We start from the raw sequence: 14,749 nt of genomic DNA, 5'->3' as shown, positions 1-14,749 counted from the left end.
TATGCCCGACCGCGCCCCTCCGCCGCTTTCCGCCGCCGAAATCCGCGAACGATTCCTGCGCTACTTCGAGCGCCAGGGTCACGTTCGCCGTGCCAGCTCGTCGCTCGTCCCCGAGGACGACCCCACGCTGCTGTTCACGAACGCCGGGATGGTCCAGTTCAAGAAGGTGTTTCTGGGCATGGACGATCCGCCGGACGGCAAACGCCGGGCGACGACGGCGCAGAAGTGCGTGCGGGCCGGCGGCAAGCACAACGATCTGGAGCAGGTGGGGCACACGGCGCGGCACCACACGTTCTTCGAGATGCTCGGGAACTTCTCGTTCGGCGACTATTTCAAGCGCGACGCCATCCGGTTCGGGTGGGAGTTCGTGACCGGACGCCGGGAGGACGGGAATCTGGGGATCGATCCGGCCCACGTGCGCGTGTCGGTGTTCCGCGATGACGACGAGGCGCGGACGCTGTGGCGCGACGTGGCCGGGCTGCCCGAGTCACGCATCTACGGCCTGAGCGAGAAGGACAATTTCTGGCAGATGGCCGACACGGGACCGTGCGGGCCTTGCTCGGAGCTCTACGTCGATCTGGCGCACCTCACCGACGACTGGCGGTTCCCCGACGGCGCGTCGGGCGAGTGGACCGAGCGCGATCGCGTGGACTTCTCCACCGAGGCGTTCGTCGAGGGCGCCGAGGCGGGGAGGTTCCTCGAGATCTGGAATCTCGTATTCATGCAGTTCGACCGGCAGGCCGACGGCACGCTGGTGCCGCTGCCGCGTCCGTCGGTGGACACCGGCGCCGGATTGGAGCGCATCGCGGCCGTCCTGCAGCGGGTGACGAACAACTATCACACCGATCTGTTCGCGCCGATGATCGGCGCCGTGGAGGAGGCCGTCGGGCTGCCGTATCGCGGCCGCGCGGACCGGGCGCCGAGCGCGATGGCCGTGCGTGGCCGCAGCGTGCTGGTGGACCCGGCGTCGTTCCGGGTGATTGCCGACCACGCGCGGGCGGTGGCGTTCCTGCTCGCCGATGGGGTCTTCCCGTCCAACGACGGGCGGGGCTACGTGCTGCGCCGCATCCTCCGCCGCGCCGTGCGCCACGCCTGGCTGCTGGGGCGCACGGAGCCCACGCTCGTCCATGTGGTGCAGGCGGTGATCCACACCATGGGCGACGTCTATCCCGAGCTGCACACCCGAGCGGCCCATCTGCTCAAGACGACGCGGGTGGAGGAGGAGGCGTTCCTGGCCACCATCGAGGGCGGGCTGGCGCGGTTCGAGCAGCTGGCGCCGGAGAGCGGCCCTCGGCTGGGCGACGTGATTCGCGGCACGATCAGCGGGGACGACGCGTTCCGGCTGTACGACACGTTCGGGTTCCCGATCGATCTCACGGAATTGATGGCGCGCGAACGCGGCTATACGGTGGACATCGCCGGGTTCGGGGCGGCGCTCGAGGAGCAGCGGAACCGCTCCAAGGAGGAGCGCAAGTCGCGACGCCTGAGCGTGCAGTCGGGCGCGCTGGGCGACGGCGTGGAGTGGGTGCTGGCGCCGGGCGCGCGCGTGGCCGACGTGTCGTTCGTGGGCTACGACCGCGTGGCGATCGAGACGCAGGTGACGGCGGTGCGCCATCTGGGCGAGGGCCGGGCCGCGGTGCTGCTCCGCGAGTCTCCGTTCTACGCCGAGTCGGGCGGTCAGATCTCGGACCATGGGGAGATCGTGGGCGACGGCTGGCGGGTGGACGTGGAGGACGTGCGCAAGGTGGACGGGCGGCCGGCGGCGGTGGGGCGGTTGAGCGGGGAGTTCGCGTTCGGGCGGGTGACGGCGCGCGTGCCGACGCTGCGGCGCAAGGACACCGAACGGAATCACACCGCCACGCACCTGCTGCATGCGGCCCTGCGCCAGGTGCTGGGCGATGCCGTGCACCAGGCGGGCTCGCTGGTCGCGCCCGACCGGCTGCGGTTCGATTTCACGCATCACGGCCCGGTGAGCGCCGCCCGCCTAGAGGAGATCCAGCAGATCGTCAACGAGCGCGTCTGGCAGGCGATGCCGGTGGAGACGCGGGAGATGGCGTATCCCGAGGCCCGCGCGGCGGGCGCGATGGCGCTGTTCGGCGAGAAGTACGGTGACGTGGTGCGCGTGGTGACCGTCCCCGGCTTCTCGATGGAACTGTGCGGCGGAACGCACGTGCGGAACACGGCGGAGATCGGCCTGTTCCAGATCGTGCACGAGACCGGGGTGGCATCGGGCGTGCGGCGCATCGAAGCGATGACCGGACCGGGCGCCTACGCGCTCCTCCACGATCGCGCGCAGTCGCTGGGGCGCGCCGCCGAGTTGCTCAAGGTGTCGGTGGACGGCGTGGAGAAGCGCATCCAGGGGCTGCTCGACGAGAGGCGCGCGCTCGAGAAGCGGGTGGACGAAGCGGTGCGCGGCGGCGGCGACCAGTTGCAGCAGTGGTTGGCCGGCGCGCGGGAGCTCGACGGGACGGGCGCGCGGTTCGTCGGTCGGGTGGTGCAGGCCGCGGACCTCAAGGAGCTCCAGGGGCTCGGCGACGCGTTGCGCGAGCAGCTGCGCTCGGGCGTCGGCGTACTCGCCGCCACGTTCGGCGACGGCAAGACGACGCTGCTCGTGGTGGCCACCGACGATCTGGTCAAGCGGGGCGTGAGCGCGGGTGCGTTGGTCAAGGAGCTGGCGGCGCTGGCTGGCGGACGCGGCGGCGGCAAGCCGCACATGGCGCAGGCCGGGATCCCCGACGCGTCGCAGCTCGACCATGCGCTGGCGCAGGCGCCGGCGCTGGCGCAGGCGCTGATCGAGCGTGGCGCATGACGGTTGGCGCATGGCTGGACGGGCGCACGCCGCGGGCGCCCGACGCGCTGGCGGCCCGCGTCCGGCTGGCCCTCGGGGACCGGCTGGCGCGCGATGCCGCCGAGACGCACGCCGCGTGCGAAGCCGCCGCGGAGGAGATGCTCGCGGCGCTGCTGGCCCGGCGGGAAACGGGGCGGGAGTCGGCGCTCGATCTGCTGGCGGTGGATGCGCTCGTCACGTACGCGTTCGAGCATGCGGCGGAGCAGGGCGAGACGCTCGACGTGCGTGCCGCGCGGGCGATGCAGCGCATCGCGGACATCGGCACGCGGGGCCACGCGGCCGCGGAGGTCGCGTGATGTCCCACGGGCGGCGCGGGCGATGATCGACCTCCATACGCATCTGCTGCCCGGCGTCGACGACGGGTCGCCGTCGATCGAGGTGTCGGTGCCGGTGCTGGAGCGGTTCGCCGCCGGCGGGGTGGAGGTGGTGGTGTGCACGCCGCACCTGATGGCCTCGCGCGCGGCGAGCGCGCCGTACAATCATCACGCGCAGATTCTGGCCGCGCTGCGCGCGGCGGCGCCCGCCGTGCCGGAGCTCAAGCTCGGGTGGGAGATCATGCTCGACGTGCCGGGCGCCGATCTGCGCCATCCGCAGCTGGCGCTGGGCGGATCCAAGGCCGTGCTCGTGGAATTTCCGCGGATGACGATTCCCCCCAATGCCGCGGACGAGCTGTTCCGCCTGCGGATGAGCGGCGTCATCCCCGTGCTCGCACACCCGGAGCGGTACGCGGGGTGCACGGTGGCGCAGGTGATGGAGTGGCGAAAGGTGGGAACGGCCATCCAGATGGACGGCGCGGCGCTGCTCGGCACCGGGCACATGGCCCGCCTGGCCCAGGACCTCCTGGCGCACGGCTGCGCCGACGTGGCGGCCAGCGATACGCATGGCGACGCGCGGTCGCTCGTGGCGGTCCGCGCGTGGTTGCTCGAGTGGGGGTCGCCCGAGCACGCCGATCTGCTGACGCGCGACAATGCGCGGCGGCTGCTGGCCAACGAACCGATGCAGGAGGTCCCGCCGCTGGTGATGCGGCGCGGGATGCTGGCCCATCTGCGCGAGCTCGTGCTGGGGCGGTCGCGGCCCGGCGGCGCGGCGCACAACTGAGAGACGGCGCGGAGACTCACACGGTGACCCAGCAATCGGCGGGGCGGTTCGAGGACGCGTTACGCGAGTTGGCGGCGACGGCCACGCGCGTGGCCGAGACGATGGGACCGGCGCTCGACGAGGCGCTGCGCCTCGTGCGGGAGACGGTGGCCGCGGGCGGCACGCTGTTCTTCTGCGGCAACGGCGGGAGCGCCGCCGACGCGCAACACATGGCCACCGAATACGTGGTGCGGTACATGCGCAATCGACGGGCCTACCCGGCCATCGCGCTCACCACCGACACGTCGCTGCTCACCGCGGCGGGCAACGACCTGGGGTTCGACCAGGTGTTCGCGCGGCAGGTCGAGGCTCTCGCCCGGCCCGGCGATCTGCTGATCATCCATTCGACGAGCGGGAATTCCCCCAACGTGCTGCGGGCGGCGGAAGCGGCCCGCGCGCGGAGCGTGAAGGTGCTGGCGTTCTCGGCGCGCGACGGGGGCGCCCTCCGCACGGTGGCCGATCACTGCGTGATCGTACCCACCGACCGCACCGATCGCGCGCAGGAGCTGCACCTGTGCATCGAACACATCATCTGTGACCTCGTGGAGCGAGACCTGTGATCGATCTCAGAGGCAAGTGCGCGCTGGTGACGGGGGGCTCGCGCGGGATCGGCGCGGCCACGGTGCGGTTGCTCGCCGAGAGCGGCGCCGACGTGGTGCTGGGCTACCACTCGCGGCGCGATGACGCCGAGCGCGTGGCCGCTGAAGCGCGGCGGTGGGGCGTGCGATCGGCCGCCGTGGCGTCGGACATCGCGACTTCCGAAGGCGCCGACGGGCTCGTCGCCGCGGCGGTGCGAGAACTCGGCGCCCTCGACCTGTTCGTGGGCAACGCCGGCATCTGGCCCGTGGACGTGGAGGACGTGACCGCCATCTCCGACGCCCGGTGGCGGCGCACGATGGCCCAGAACGTGGATTCGATGTTCTACACCACGCGCGCCGCGGCTCGCGTGCTGCGTGACCACGGGCGCATCGTCCTCGTGGCCAGCACGGCGGGGCAGCGCGGCGAGGCGTACCATTCCGATTACGGGGCGTCGAAGGGCGCGATGATCGCGTTCGTGAAGTCGCTGGCGCCGGAGCTGGCCGGCCGCGACATCACCGTGAACAGCGTGGCCCCGGGGTGGGTGGACACGGAGATGTGCGACATCCCGTACGCCGACGGCGGCAAGGAACGCATCGCCGCCACCATTCCGCTGGGACGCGTGGCCGATGCGCGCGACATTGCCGGCCCCATCGTCTTCCTCTGCTCGTCGCTCGCGCGGCACATCACCGGAGAGATCATGAACGTCAACGGCGGCAGCGTGCTCTGCGGATGATCGTCCTCCTCTTCACGGGCGGCACGATCTCCATGCGCCACGATCCCGTGGCGGGGGGCGCCGTGCCGGCCCTCGCAGGACGCGACATCCTGGCGCTCGCCCCGGGCATCGACCGCATCGCCGATCTCGAGGTGGACGACTTCGGCGCCTTCCCCGGGCCGCACATGACCGTGGACCGCGTGTGGGCATTGCGCGCGCGCATCGCGCGGCACCTGGCGCGCCCCGACGTCCAGGGGGTGGTGGTCACGCACGGCACCGACTCGCTGGAGGAATCCGCGTACCTGATGGCGCGGTCGCTCGACTCCGAGAAGCCCGTGGTGTTCACCGGCGCCATGCGCACGTCCAGCGACCTGGGCTGGGACGGCCCCGCCAATCTCGGGGCCGCGGTGGCCACCGCGGCCAGCGCCGTGGCGGTGGGACTCGGCGTGCTCGTCGTGATGGGCGACCGCATCTTCAGCGCCCTCGACGTGACCAAGGTCCACACCCACATGCCCGACGCCTTCGAGAGTCCGGGACTCGGCCCGCTCGGCGTGGTGGACGATGGCCGGGTGATCGTTCGGCGCACGGCGCCGTTCGGGCTGCCGCCGCTCATGCCCGACGCGCCCGCGCAGCCGGTGGACATCGTGTACGCCTGGCAGGGCGCCGATGCGCGGCTGCTCGATGCCTCGCGCGTCGAAGCGCTCGGGGTGGTGGTGGCGGCGATGGGGCGCGGCAACGTCCCGCCGCCGATGGCCGAGGGCATCGACCGCTGGATCGCCGACGGCAAGCCGGTGGTCATCGCGTCGCGCGCCCTGCGCGGGCGCGTGGGCCATACGTACGGCTACGTGGGCGGCGGGCGGCGGCTGTTCGAGGCCGGCGCCCTGTTCGCGGGCAGCCGGCGTCCGCAGCAGGCCCGTATCGATCTCATGCTCGCGCTGGGCGCCGGGGTGGACGTGCGCCGCGTGTTCGATGGCTGAGCGCGACGAACTGCTCAAACTTCGCCCGCCGCCGGCGGTGCTGGACATCGCCGACCGGCTCGAGCGCGCCGGCTTCGAAACCTGGTGCGTGGGCGGCGCGGTGCGCGACGCGCTGCTGGGCCATGCGCATCTCGACTGGGATCTCGCCACGGCCGCCACGCCGGAACAGGTGCGCGGGCTGTTCGGGCACCGGCGCACGATTCCGGTGGGCATCGAGTTCGGCACCGTGGGCGTGCTTGACCACGAGAAGACGATGCACGAGGTCACGACCTTCCGGCGCGACGTGCGCACCGACGGCCGACACGCCGAAGTGGAATTCGGCGTATCGCTGGACGACGATCTGGCGCGCCGCGACTTCACGATCAATGCCATCGCCTATTCGCCGCGCCACGAGCGGCTCCACGACCCGTTCGCGGGGCGCGCCGACCTCGCGCGGCGCGTCGTGCGCGCCGTCGGGGACGCCGACGCGCGGATGCGCGAGGACCGCCTGCGCGCCCTGCGCGCCATCCGGTTCGCGGCGCGGTTCGGATTCACCATCGATCCGGCCACCTGGGAGGCGATGGTCGCGAGCGCGCCACACCTGTCGCGCCTGTCGCCGGAGCGGGTGAAGCAGGAACTGGAAAAGACCATGCAGCAGGTGGCGCAGCCGAGTGCGGCGCTGCGCTTGTGGCGCGAGGCCGGCGCGCTGCCGGTGCTCGTGCCCGCGCTGGCCGACACCGCGGAGGAGACGTTCCGCGCGCTCGATTGCCTGGCCGTGCCGGGCCCGGCGCGGCGGCCCAATCGACGCCTGCATCGGCTGGCGACGTTGTTCAGCGACGTGCCGGCGGCCAGGATCGGCGCCGCGCTCACCGCGTTGCGCTGCTCCAAGCTCGAGATGAACTGGATCCAGGCGCTGGTCGAGCGTTGGCAGACGCTCGGCCCGCCGATCGGCCAGGGCGTCGCGGCGGGCGACGAGATCTCCGACGCGCAGGTCAGGCGCTGGGTGGCCGCGATCGGGCGCCTGCACCTTCCGGGGTTCTTCCGCATGGCCAGCGCTCGTTGGGCGGCGCAGCGCGACCGCGGCGCCGTCGCGCCCGCAGCCGATCGGATCCACGGGTTGTACCGCCGCGTGCTGCGCGCGGCCTTCCGCGATCCCGTGGACCTGCGCGATCTCGCGGTGGACGGCGACGATCTGCGGCGCGCCGGGATGCCCGTGGGGCCCGGCATGGGCCAACTGCTCCAGGCGCTCCTCGACTGGGTGCTGGACGATCCCCGGCGCAACACCCCGACGGCGCTGCTCGCGCGCGCGGCGGAGCTGCGGTCGGGCCCGGGAGCCCCGTGACGCCGGCCGGCCGGGACCGCGGACGCGGCCGCGCGCCCGGCGGCGACTCGCTCTGGGCGCGCCCCGACGACGCGCCGCTGGCGGCGCGCATGCGCCCGCGCACGCTCGAGGAGTTCGTGGGCCAGGAGCACCTGCTCGCGCCGGGCAAGCCGTTGCGCACGGCCATCGAATCGGGGACGGTGGGGTCGATGGTATTCTGGGGGCCTCCCGGCACCGGCAAGACGACGCTCGCGCGCCTCATCGCGCGGCACACCGAGCGCGAGTTCGTGTCGTTCTCGGCGGTCACCGAAGGCGTGCCGCGCGTGCGGGAGATCGTGGCCGAGGCGGAGTCGCGCCGCGCCATGGGGCGGGGCACGATTCTGTTCGCCGACGAGATCCACCGGTTCAACAAGGCCCAGCAGGATGCGTTCCTGCCGCACGTGGAATCGGGGACGATCACGCTCATCGGCGCCACCACCGAGAATCCCTCGTTCGAGATCAACGGGGCCCTGCTGTCGCGGCTGCGCGTGTTCGTGCTGCGTCCGCTGGCGGCGGAGGACCTGGCGATCGTGTTGCGGCGTGCCCTGTCGGACGCCGAGCGTGGGCTGGGCACATGGACCCTGACCGTGGACGATGCGGCGATCGCGCTGCTGGCCACGGAGGCTGACGGTGACGCCCGGCGCGCCCTCACGGTGCTCGAGGCGGCGGCGGGGCACGTGGGCAAGGCCGGCCACCTGGACGCGGCCCAGGTGCGCGAGGCGCTGCAGCTACGGTTCGCGCGCTTCGACAAGGGCGGCGAGGAGGCGTACAACATGCTCAGCGCCTACCACAAGAGCCTGCGCGGCAGCGATCCGCAGGGCGCGCTCTACTGGATGGCACGCATGATCGAGGGCGGCGCCGATCCCATGGTCCTGTTCCGGCGCGCGATCGCGATGGCGGCCGAGGACATCGGGCTCGCCGATCCCGACGCGTTGAAGCTGGCCGTGGCGGCGCGCGATGCCTTCCACATGCTCGGCGCGCCCGAAGGCTACCTGCCGCTGGCCGAGATGACCGTGTACCTCGCGACGGCGCCAAAGTCCAACAGCACCAAGCGCGCCCTCGATGCGGCGCTGGCCGCGGCGCGCGACACGCCGGCCGAGCCGGTGCCCCTCCACATTCGCAATGCGCCCACCGGCCTGATGAAGGAACTGGGCTACGGGGAAGGGTATCAGTACGCACACGCGGTGCCGGAGGCGTACATTCCGCAGGAGTACTTGCCGGAACGCCTGCTCGGCACCGCGTTCTTCACACCGGGCCCGTTCGGCTTCGAGAAGGAAATCGCCAAGCGCCTGGCCTGGTGGGCGGATCTCAAACGCAAGGCCGGCGAATCAAGCGCGGCCGAATGAGGAGCGGAGAATGCGCATGAAGCGATTCCTGATCGGCGTTGTGGCTCTGGTGGCGATCGGCGGCTGTTCGTTCCTCGGGCGCCAGCTGTTCAAGCAGCCCGTGGTCACGCTGCGGGACGTTCGACTCGTGGGGCTCGGCGTGTTCGGCGGTAACCTCGACGTGGTGGTCAGCGTGTACAATCCCAACGACTACCAGCTCGACGCCACGCAGCTGCGCTACCAGCTGTTCGTCGATACCGTAGCCGTGGCCGACGGCACGCTCACCGATCGCCAGGCGTTCCGGAGCGGCGACTCTACGATCGTGCACATCCCGGTGCAGTTCTCGTACAACGGGGTGAACGCGGCCGGGCGCGAGCTCATGCAGACGGGCGCCGTGGACTATCAGATCGTCGGCGACGTGACCGTGGGCTCGCCGATCGGCACGCGGACGTTCCCGTTCACGTCCAGGGGCCGGTTCTCCACCCTGAATTCAAAATTGCGCTGAGCGGAGGCTCGTATCGCACGCGAATTGATCACCGTCACGCCGCCCGTTGATCGGGCCCTCCTGGTGGGCGCCCCGCGCAAGCGCGCCGGCGCCCGGCAAGCGATGGACGAGCATCTGCGCGAGCTCCAGCGCCTGGCCGACACCGCCGGCGCCCACGTGGTGGGCGAACTCACGCAGCAGATCGACCGGCCGCATGCCGGCACGTATCTGGGCTCGGGCAAGCTCGACGAGCTGCGGCTCAAGGTGCTTGAGACCGGGGCCACGCTGGTGATCTTCGACGACGAGCTGTCGCCGTCGCAGGGCAAGAACATCGAGGATGCGATCGGGCAGCGCGTGGTGGACCGCGCCGAATTGATCCTCGACATCTTCGCCACGCGGGCGCGGAGCAGCGAAGCCAAGATGCAGGTGGAACTCGCCCAGCTGGAATACATGCTGCCGAGGCTCACCCGGATGTGGACGCACCTGGAGAAGTTCCGCGGCGGCATCGGCGTGCGCGGCCCCGGAGAAACGCAGCTGGAAACCGACCGGCGGCTGATTAACCACCGCATCAAGCTGCTCCGGGAGCGGCTGCAGGACGTGATCAAGTCGCGCGCGGTCCAGCGCCAGTCGCGGCAGGGCAGTTTCAGGGCGTCGCTCGTGGGCTACACCAATGCCGGCAAGTCCTCGATCCTCCGTGGGCTCGCCTCCGCGCCCGACGTGTTCGTGGAGGACCGCCTGTTCGCCACCCTCGACCCGCTCACGCGCGACGTGGAGCTGGGCGAGAATTCGCGCGCCCTGGTCACCGACACGGTCGGCTTCATCCGCAAGCTGCCGCACCACCTGGTGGCGTCGTTCCGCGCCACGCTCGAGGAGACGCGCGATTCCGATCTGCTGCTCCATGTGATCGACGCCAGCCATCCGGCGTGGGAGGACCAGCGCCAGGTGGTGGAGCAGGTGCTCGAGGAGTTGGGGTTGCAGGACCAGGCCACGCTGCTCGTGTTCAACAAGATCGACGCGCTGTCCGACGACGCGCTGCTGGCGCTGCAGGCGCGGATGTCCACGGCGTCGCCGGGCGCGATCTTCGTGTCCGCGGTCGCCGAGGGTGGGTTGGAGCCGCTGCGCCGGGCGTTGCTGGCCGCGGTGCGCGCGCGCCGGCCGCTCTCGGAAATCCGCATGTCGCCGGCCGACGGGAAGCTGCTGTCGGACATCCACCGCCACGGCGAGGTGCTCGATCAGCGGGCGGACGGCGACCGTCTGGTCGTGCGGGCCCGCGTGGATGAGGCGCTGGCGGGCCGGCTGCGGCGTGCCGGCGCGACCGTCGAACCGGTCTGAGACCTCGGCGCCGCGGGGACGAACGAACAGGGGGGCCCGATCGGGCCCCCCTGTTCAATGGTCGCGCAGGGACTCGAACCCCGGACCTCTGGTATGTGAGACCAGCGCTCTAACCAGCTGAGCTACGCGACCAAGCCACGCGCCGCGCACGGCGCATGCAGTCCGAAAAACCTAACGAGCCGGGAACGGCGATGGTAGTCCTTCGCGCGTCCGGCGTTCGCATGGGGCCTGCAGGGATCGAACCTGCGACCGTTGGATTATGAGTCCACTGCTCTAACCAGCTGAGCTAAGGCCCCGCGTCCCGCGCCTTCTAGTTATCGGAGGTCCCGGCGCCACGCAAGCGACGCCCGGCACGGTCAGGACGTCCGCGCTTGTTGCTCCTGCCGCTCCATGAATCCGTCGTACGACGCCAGCACCTCGGCCGGCGTCACGGTGGCGGCGCCCAGCTTGCCCACCTCCACGCCGGCGGCATAGTTCGCGATCACCGCCGCTTCGGCGGCCGTGGCGCCGGCGGCCAGCATCGCCCCGAGATACGCGGTGACCGTGTCGCCGGCGCCCACCACGTCGTACACCTCGCGCGCCATGGTCGGGATCCGGAGCACGGCGCCATCCGGGGAGAGCAGGGCCATGCCGCGCTCGCCGAGGGTGAGCAGCAGATGGTCCACGCCGAGGCGGGCGAAGGTCTCGGGGAGCGCGTGCGGGTCGTCGAGATTGATTGCCGCCCCGAGCGCGGCTTCGAGCTCGCGCCGGTTGGGCTTGAACACCGTCGCGCCGCGATACGCGAAGAAGTTGCGGTACTTGGGGTCGACGACGATCGGGATCCGGCGCGCTTGCGCCCAGGCAATGGCGCGGGCGATCACCTCCGGCACGAGGACGCCCTTGTTGTAGTCCTCGAGCACCAGCGCGTCCGACGATTCGATGGCGGATTGCACCGCGTCGAGCAGGCGCGCGATCTCGCTCGGCGCGAGGTCGGAGTCGTCCTCCTCGTCCACCCGGACCATCTGCTGGGCCCGCGCCACCACTCGCGTCTTGGTGGTGGTGGGTCGCTCCACCTCCACCAGGTGATCGGCGTAGACCGACATCTGCTCCAGCATCGTGCGCAGCGTGGATCCGCCGGCGTCGGTCCCCACCGCGCCCACCAGCCGGCAGCGGGCGCCCATCGCGCACACGTTCTGGGCCACGTTCGCGGCGCCGCCCAGCGCGTAGCGGCGCTCGCGCACCCGCACCACCGGCACCGGCGCTTCGGGCGAGATGCGCTCGACGTCGCCGATCAGATACACATCGAGCATCGCGTCGCCGACCACGGCCACCTGCTGCTGGGCGGCGGCGTCGAGCAGCGCGGTGAGACGGGTGCGGCTGATGGACAGGGGCATGGGCAGGGAAGCTACCCGCAAGCGGGATGCGCGGTCAACGATCCGCGCGCGCGATCCACCCGCCGCCGCGGTCGCGATGTGCGCGGGCCCCCTGGACAGGGCGCCCCGCCGATGGCAGCCTTTGGCGAATGTCGCCCACCGTCGCCATCGCGTTCGCCATCCTCGGCATCTCGCTGGGTGGCCCACTCACCAGGCTGTCGGGGGCGCCGGCGCTCACGGTGGCGGCGGGGCGGCTGGGGTTTTCGCTGATCGTGGTGGCCGTCGCGCTCGTTGCCACGGGCAGTTGGCGGCAACTCCGCGTGCTGAAGGCGCGCGACCTCATGGTGGCGCTCGGCGCCGGCGCCATGCTCGCCATCCATTTCTGGTCATGGAACGCGTCGCTGAGCCTCACCACGGTGTCCGCCTCGGTGGTGCTGGTGGACATGCAGCCGGCGGTGGTGGGATTGCTGTCGGTGGTGTGGCTGCACGAGAACCCGACCCGCCGCCAGTGGGGCGGGATCATGATCGCCATGGCCGGGGCGGTGGTGGTGGCGCTGCCGGACCTGCTGCGCGAAGGGGCGGGGCAGGGCAGCCGCGCGTTGCTCGGCGACGGGCTGGCGTTCACGGGCGCCATCGCCGGCGCCTGCTACTTCGTGGCCGGGCGCAAGCTGCGGGCCACGCTCGACCTGTGGCCGTATGTCGCCGTCGTGTACGGCGCCTGCTTCGCGGTGCTGGTGCTGGCCGCGCAAGCCACCCACGTGGCGCTGCTTCCGCAGCCGCCGCATGAATTGGCGATCTTCGCGGCGCTGGCGCTGGGGCCGATGCTGCTTGGGCACACGGGGTTCAACTACGCGCTCCGCTACGTGCCGGCGTACGTGGTCAATCTGGCGCTGCTCTGCGAGCCAATCGGCGCCACGATCCTTGCGGCCCTGCTGCCCGGCATCCGCGAGTTGCCCAACTGGGGGACGGTGGCGGGCGGGGCGCTGGTCCTGTACGGGATCGCCCGGGCCAGCCGAGCGGCGCGATAGGCCGCCGAGCGCGCCTCGCGCCTCGTTATGTTTCAATGGTTGGCGCCCGGCGCCAGCCCACCTCCGGACCCCCGCATGACCGAGTTGCAACTGGATGTCGTCGTCACGCGTGGCGACAGCGTGGAATCGCTGCATCACGTGCACGCGGCCGTGGTCGATCCGGCATGCGCGTTGCTCGCGCATGCCCGCGATGCGACGTTGACCACGCACTGGCGCTCGTGCGGCAAGCCCTTCCAGGTCATGCCGCTGCTCGAGTCCGGCGGATTCGACGCCCTGGGCTGGGGCGACGACCAGCTGGCGCTCGCCTGCGCGTCGCACGGCGGAGAGCCCGAGCACGTGGCGATCGTGCAGCGCATGCTCGACGACCTCGGGCTCGAGGCGGGCGACCTCGCCTGCGGCCCGCACGAGCCGCTCACGGCGCGCGGCGCGAAGCTGCTCCGCGACGCAGGGCAGCGCCCCACGCGGCTCCACAACAATTGCTCGGGCAAGCACGCGGCGATGCTGGCCCGTGCCAAGACGGCGGGCTGGCCCACCCTGGGGTACGAGCGCCCGGATCACGCGGTGCAGCAGGGGTGTCTGGCCTCGGTGAGCCACTGGTCGGCGCTCGCGCCGGAGGCCATCGGGCGCGCCGTGGACGGCTGCGGCGTGGTGGAGTTCGCGCTCCCGCTCACGCACATGGCCACGGCGTACGCGCGCCTAGCGAGGGCGTCGCTCGACGGACACCCGGCGGCGGCGCGCATCCTGCACGCGATGCAGACGCGACCCTTCCTGATCGGCGGCACCGACCGCTTCGACACCATTCTCATCGAGGAGACGGCGGGCCGCGTGGTGTCCAAGGTCGGCGCCGAGGGCGTGCACTCGGCGCTCAGCCTGGACCGCGGGATCGGGGTGGCGATCAAGGTGGAGGACGGCGCGGCACGCGCCCAGTATCCGGCGCTGCTTCGCGCGTTGCAGTTGCTCGACGTGCTGCCGGCCACGCTACCGCCGCGGCTCGAGGAGATCGCCCGCCGTCCCATCCGGAACACGCGCGGCGAGATCGTGGGCGACGTGCGCCTCATCGCGTGATCGGCGCCCGATTGATCCGCCAGGCATCGCAATCATGACGCCCGCCGCCCGCCCTCCGGTTACGCTCCAGGCGCTGGACGACGCCACCGCGCGCCTCGTCCGGCTGTCGGCCGTGGTCACCGCGGGCACCGAGTCCGAACAACGTGCCGGGATCGCCGCGGTGCTCGACGACGTGCCCGCGCTCTGGGTGGAGGAACTTCTGCTGCAGTCCTATCTCTTCGCGGGGTTCCCGCGCACGCTCAATGCGATGCGCGAATGGCGCCGGGTGCACGCCGAGCCGGCGGCGCCGCCGGCCGATGGCGACCCGGCGGCATGGCGCGTGGCGGGAGAGGAAACGTGCGCGGTGGTCTATGGCGGGTTCTACGCCCGGCTGCGCGAGAACATCCGGCAACTGCATCCCGCGCTGGACGAATGGATGATCGTCGAGGGGTACGGCAAGGTGCTCAGTCGTCCCGGCCTCGATCTCGCGCGCCGCGAGGTCTGCATCGTGGCGGCGTGCGCGGCGGCGGGCCAGGACCGCCAGTTGCACTCGCACCTGCACGGTGCGCTCAACGCCGGCGTGGCGGCTCCC

General features: G+C 71.7%; 14 protein-coding genes and 2 tRNA genes. 13 read left to right on the top strand and 3 right to left on the bottom strand.

Annotated elements, in window-relative coordinates; all coding sequences use genetic code 11:
- Window position 1: 1 nt before the first annotated feature.
- The 10 genes from alaS to hflX are packed head-to-tail and all read left to right on the top strand — an operon-like array spanning window position 2 to window position 10,733.
- Complete coding sequence (gene alaS / locus VNE60_13815) at window positions 2-2,809, top strand: alanine--tRNA ligase (GenBank protein HVB32597.1); 2,808 nt, start codon at window positions 2-4, stop codon at window positions 2,807-2,809.
- On the top strand, window positions 2,806-3,144 hold the full coding sequence (locus tag VNE60_13810) for a hypothetical protein (protein ID HVB32596.1): 339 nt from the start codon (window positions 2,806-2,808) through the stop codon (window positions 3,142-3,144). Before alaS ends, VNE60_13810 begins: the two co-directional genes overlap by 4 nt.
- Before the next feature lie 22 nt (window positions 3,145-3,166).
- The gene (locus VNE60_13805; protein ID HVB32595.1) at window positions 3,167-3,946 is read left to right on the top strand and encodes a CpsB/CapC family capsule biosynthesis tyrosine phosphatase; all 780 of its coding nucleotides are present in this window, start codon (window positions 3,167-3,169) and stop codon (window positions 3,944-3,946) included.
- Between the two features lie 23 nt (window positions 3,947-3,969).
- Window positions 3,970-4,545 carry an SIS domain-containing protein gene (locus tag VNE60_13800; protein HVB32594.1) on the top strand — a complete coding sequence of 192 codons (576 nt, stop codon included), beginning with the start codon at window positions 3,970-3,972 and terminating at the stop codon, window positions 4,543-4,545.
- Window positions 4,542-5,297 carry an SDR family oxidoreductase gene (locus VNE60_13795; protein HVB32593.1) on the top strand — a complete coding sequence of 252 codons (756 nt, stop codon included), beginning with the start codon at window positions 4,542-4,544 and terminating at the stop codon, window positions 5,295-5,297. Before VNE60_13800 ends, VNE60_13795 begins: the two co-directional genes overlap by 4 nt.
- Window positions 5,294-6,253, top strand: a complete 960-nt coding sequence (locus tag VNE60_13790; GenBank protein ID HVB32592.1) for an asparaginase — start codon at window positions 5,294-5,296, stop codon at window positions 6,251-6,253. The genes VNE60_13795 and VNE60_13790 overlap by 4 nt, the downstream gene beginning before the upstream one ends.
- Window positions 6,246-7,574 carry a CCA tRNA nucleotidyltransferase gene (locus VNE60_13785; protein HVB32591.1) on the top strand — a complete coding sequence of 443 codons (1,329 nt, stop codon included), beginning with the start codon at window positions 6,246-6,248 and terminating at the stop codon, window positions 7,572-7,574. Before VNE60_13790 ends, VNE60_13785 begins: the two co-directional genes overlap by 8 nt.
- Entirely contained in the window at window positions 7,571-8,938 is a 1,368-nt protein-coding gene (locus VNE60_13780) for a replication-associated recombination protein A (GenBank protein ID HVB32590.1), read from the top strand. Before VNE60_13785 ends, VNE60_13780 begins: the two co-directional genes overlap by 4 nt.
- Before the next feature lie 16 nt (window positions 8,939-8,954).
- A complete protein-coding gene (locus VNE60_13775) occupies window positions 8,955-9,422 on the top strand; it encodes an LEA type 2 family protein (GenBank protein ID HVB32589.1) in 468 nt (155 codons plus the stop codon).
- A gap of 24 nt (window positions 9,423-9,446) precedes the next feature.
- Complete coding sequence (gene hflX, locus VNE60_13770; GenBank protein HVB32588.1) at window positions 9,447-10,733, top strand: GTPase HflX; 1,287 nt, start codon at window positions 9,447-9,449, stop codon at window positions 10,731-10,733.
- A gap of 58 nt (window positions 10,734-10,791) precedes the next feature.
- Here the strand turns inward: hflX and VNE60_13765 are convergent.
- From VNE60_13765 to rfaE1, 3 genes are all read right to left on the bottom strand, one after another.
- Window positions 10,792-10,865: transfer RNA gene (locus VNE60_13765), tRNA-Val, on the bottom strand.
- Between the two features lie 90 nt (window positions 10,866-10,955).
- Window positions 10,956-11,029 (bottom strand) — tRNA-Ile (locus tag VNE60_13760).
- A 60-nt stretch (window positions 11,030-11,089) separates the two neighbouring features.
- Window positions 11,090-12,106, bottom strand: a complete 1,017-nt coding sequence (gene rfaE1 / locus VNE60_13755) for a D-glycero-beta-D-manno-heptose-7-phosphate kinase (GenBank protein ID HVB32587.1) — start codon at window positions 12,104-12,106, stop codon at window positions 11,090-11,092.
- 128 nt (window positions 12,107-12,234) lie between these two features.
- On the opposite strand from rfaE1, the gene VNE60_13750 reads away from it, so the two are divergent.
- The 3 genes from VNE60_13750 to VNE60_13740 form a co-directional block, all read left to right on the top strand.
- Complete coding sequence (locus VNE60_13750) at window positions 12,235-13,113, top strand: DMT family transporter (GenBank protein ID HVB32586.1); 879 nt, start codon at window positions 12,235-12,237, stop codon at window positions 13,111-13,113.
- A 75-nt stretch (window positions 13,114-13,188) separates the two neighbouring features.
- On the top strand, window positions 13,189-14,178 hold the full coding sequence (locus tag VNE60_13745; protein HVB32585.1) for an asparaginase: 990 nt from the start codon (window positions 13,189-13,191) through the stop codon (window positions 14,176-14,178).
- A 34-nt stretch (window positions 14,179-14,212) separates the two neighbouring features.
- The coding region (locus tag VNE60_13740) for a carboxymuconolactone decarboxylase family protein (GenBank protein ID HVB32584.1) at window positions 14,213-14,749 on the top strand (537 nt) is incomplete at its 3' end.

The sequence above is a fragment of the Gemmatimonadaceae bacterium genome (genome assembly GCA_035533755.1).
Classification (GTDB): domain Bacteria; phylum Gemmatimonadota; class Gemmatimonadetes; order Gemmatimonadales; family Gemmatimonadaceae; genus JAGWRI01.
The sequence above is the reverse complement of the archived record's forward strand: the minus strand, read 5'-3'. Positions and strand labels throughout refer to the sequence as shown.

What these genes read in the sequence shown, in the direction of transcription:
- alaS (HVB32597.1), top strand. Translation starts at nt 2, where the DNA reads ATGCCCGACCGCGCCCCTCCGCCGCTTTCCGCCGCCGAAATCCGCGAA.
- VNE60_13810 (HVB32596.1), top strand. Translation starts at nt 2,806, where the DNA reads ATGACGGTTGGCGCATGGCTGGACGGGCGCACGCCGCGGGCGCCCGAC.
- VNE60_13805 (HVB32595.1), top strand. Translation starts at nt 3,167, where the DNA reads ATGATCGACCTCCATACGCATCTGCTGCCCGGCGTCGACGACGGGTCG.
- VNE60_13790 (HVB32592.1), top strand. Translation starts at nt 5,294, where the DNA reads ATGATCGTCCTCCTCTTCACGGGCGGCACGATCTCCATGCGCCACGAT.
- VNE60_13785 (HVB32591.1), top strand. Translation starts at nt 6,246, where the DNA reads ATGGCTGAGCGCGACGAACTGCTCAAACTTCGCCCGCCGCCGGCGGTG.
- VNE60_13775 (HVB32589.1), top strand. Translation starts at nt 8,955, where the DNA reads ATGAAGCGATTCCTGATCGGCGTTGTGGCTCTGGTGGCGATCGGCGGC.
- rfaE1 (HVB32587.1), bottom strand. Translation starts at nt 12,106, where the DNA reads ATGCCCCTGTCCATCAGCCGCACCCGTCTCACCGCGCTGCTCGACGCC.
- VNE60_13750 (HVB32586.1), top strand. Translation starts at nt 12,235, where the DNA reads ATGTCGCCCACCGTCGCCATCGCGTTCGCCATCCTCGGCATCTCGCTG.
- VNE60_13745 (HVB32585.1), top strand. Translation starts at nt 13,189, where the DNA reads ATGACCGAGTTGCAACTGGATGTCGTCGTCACGCGTGGCGACAGCGTG.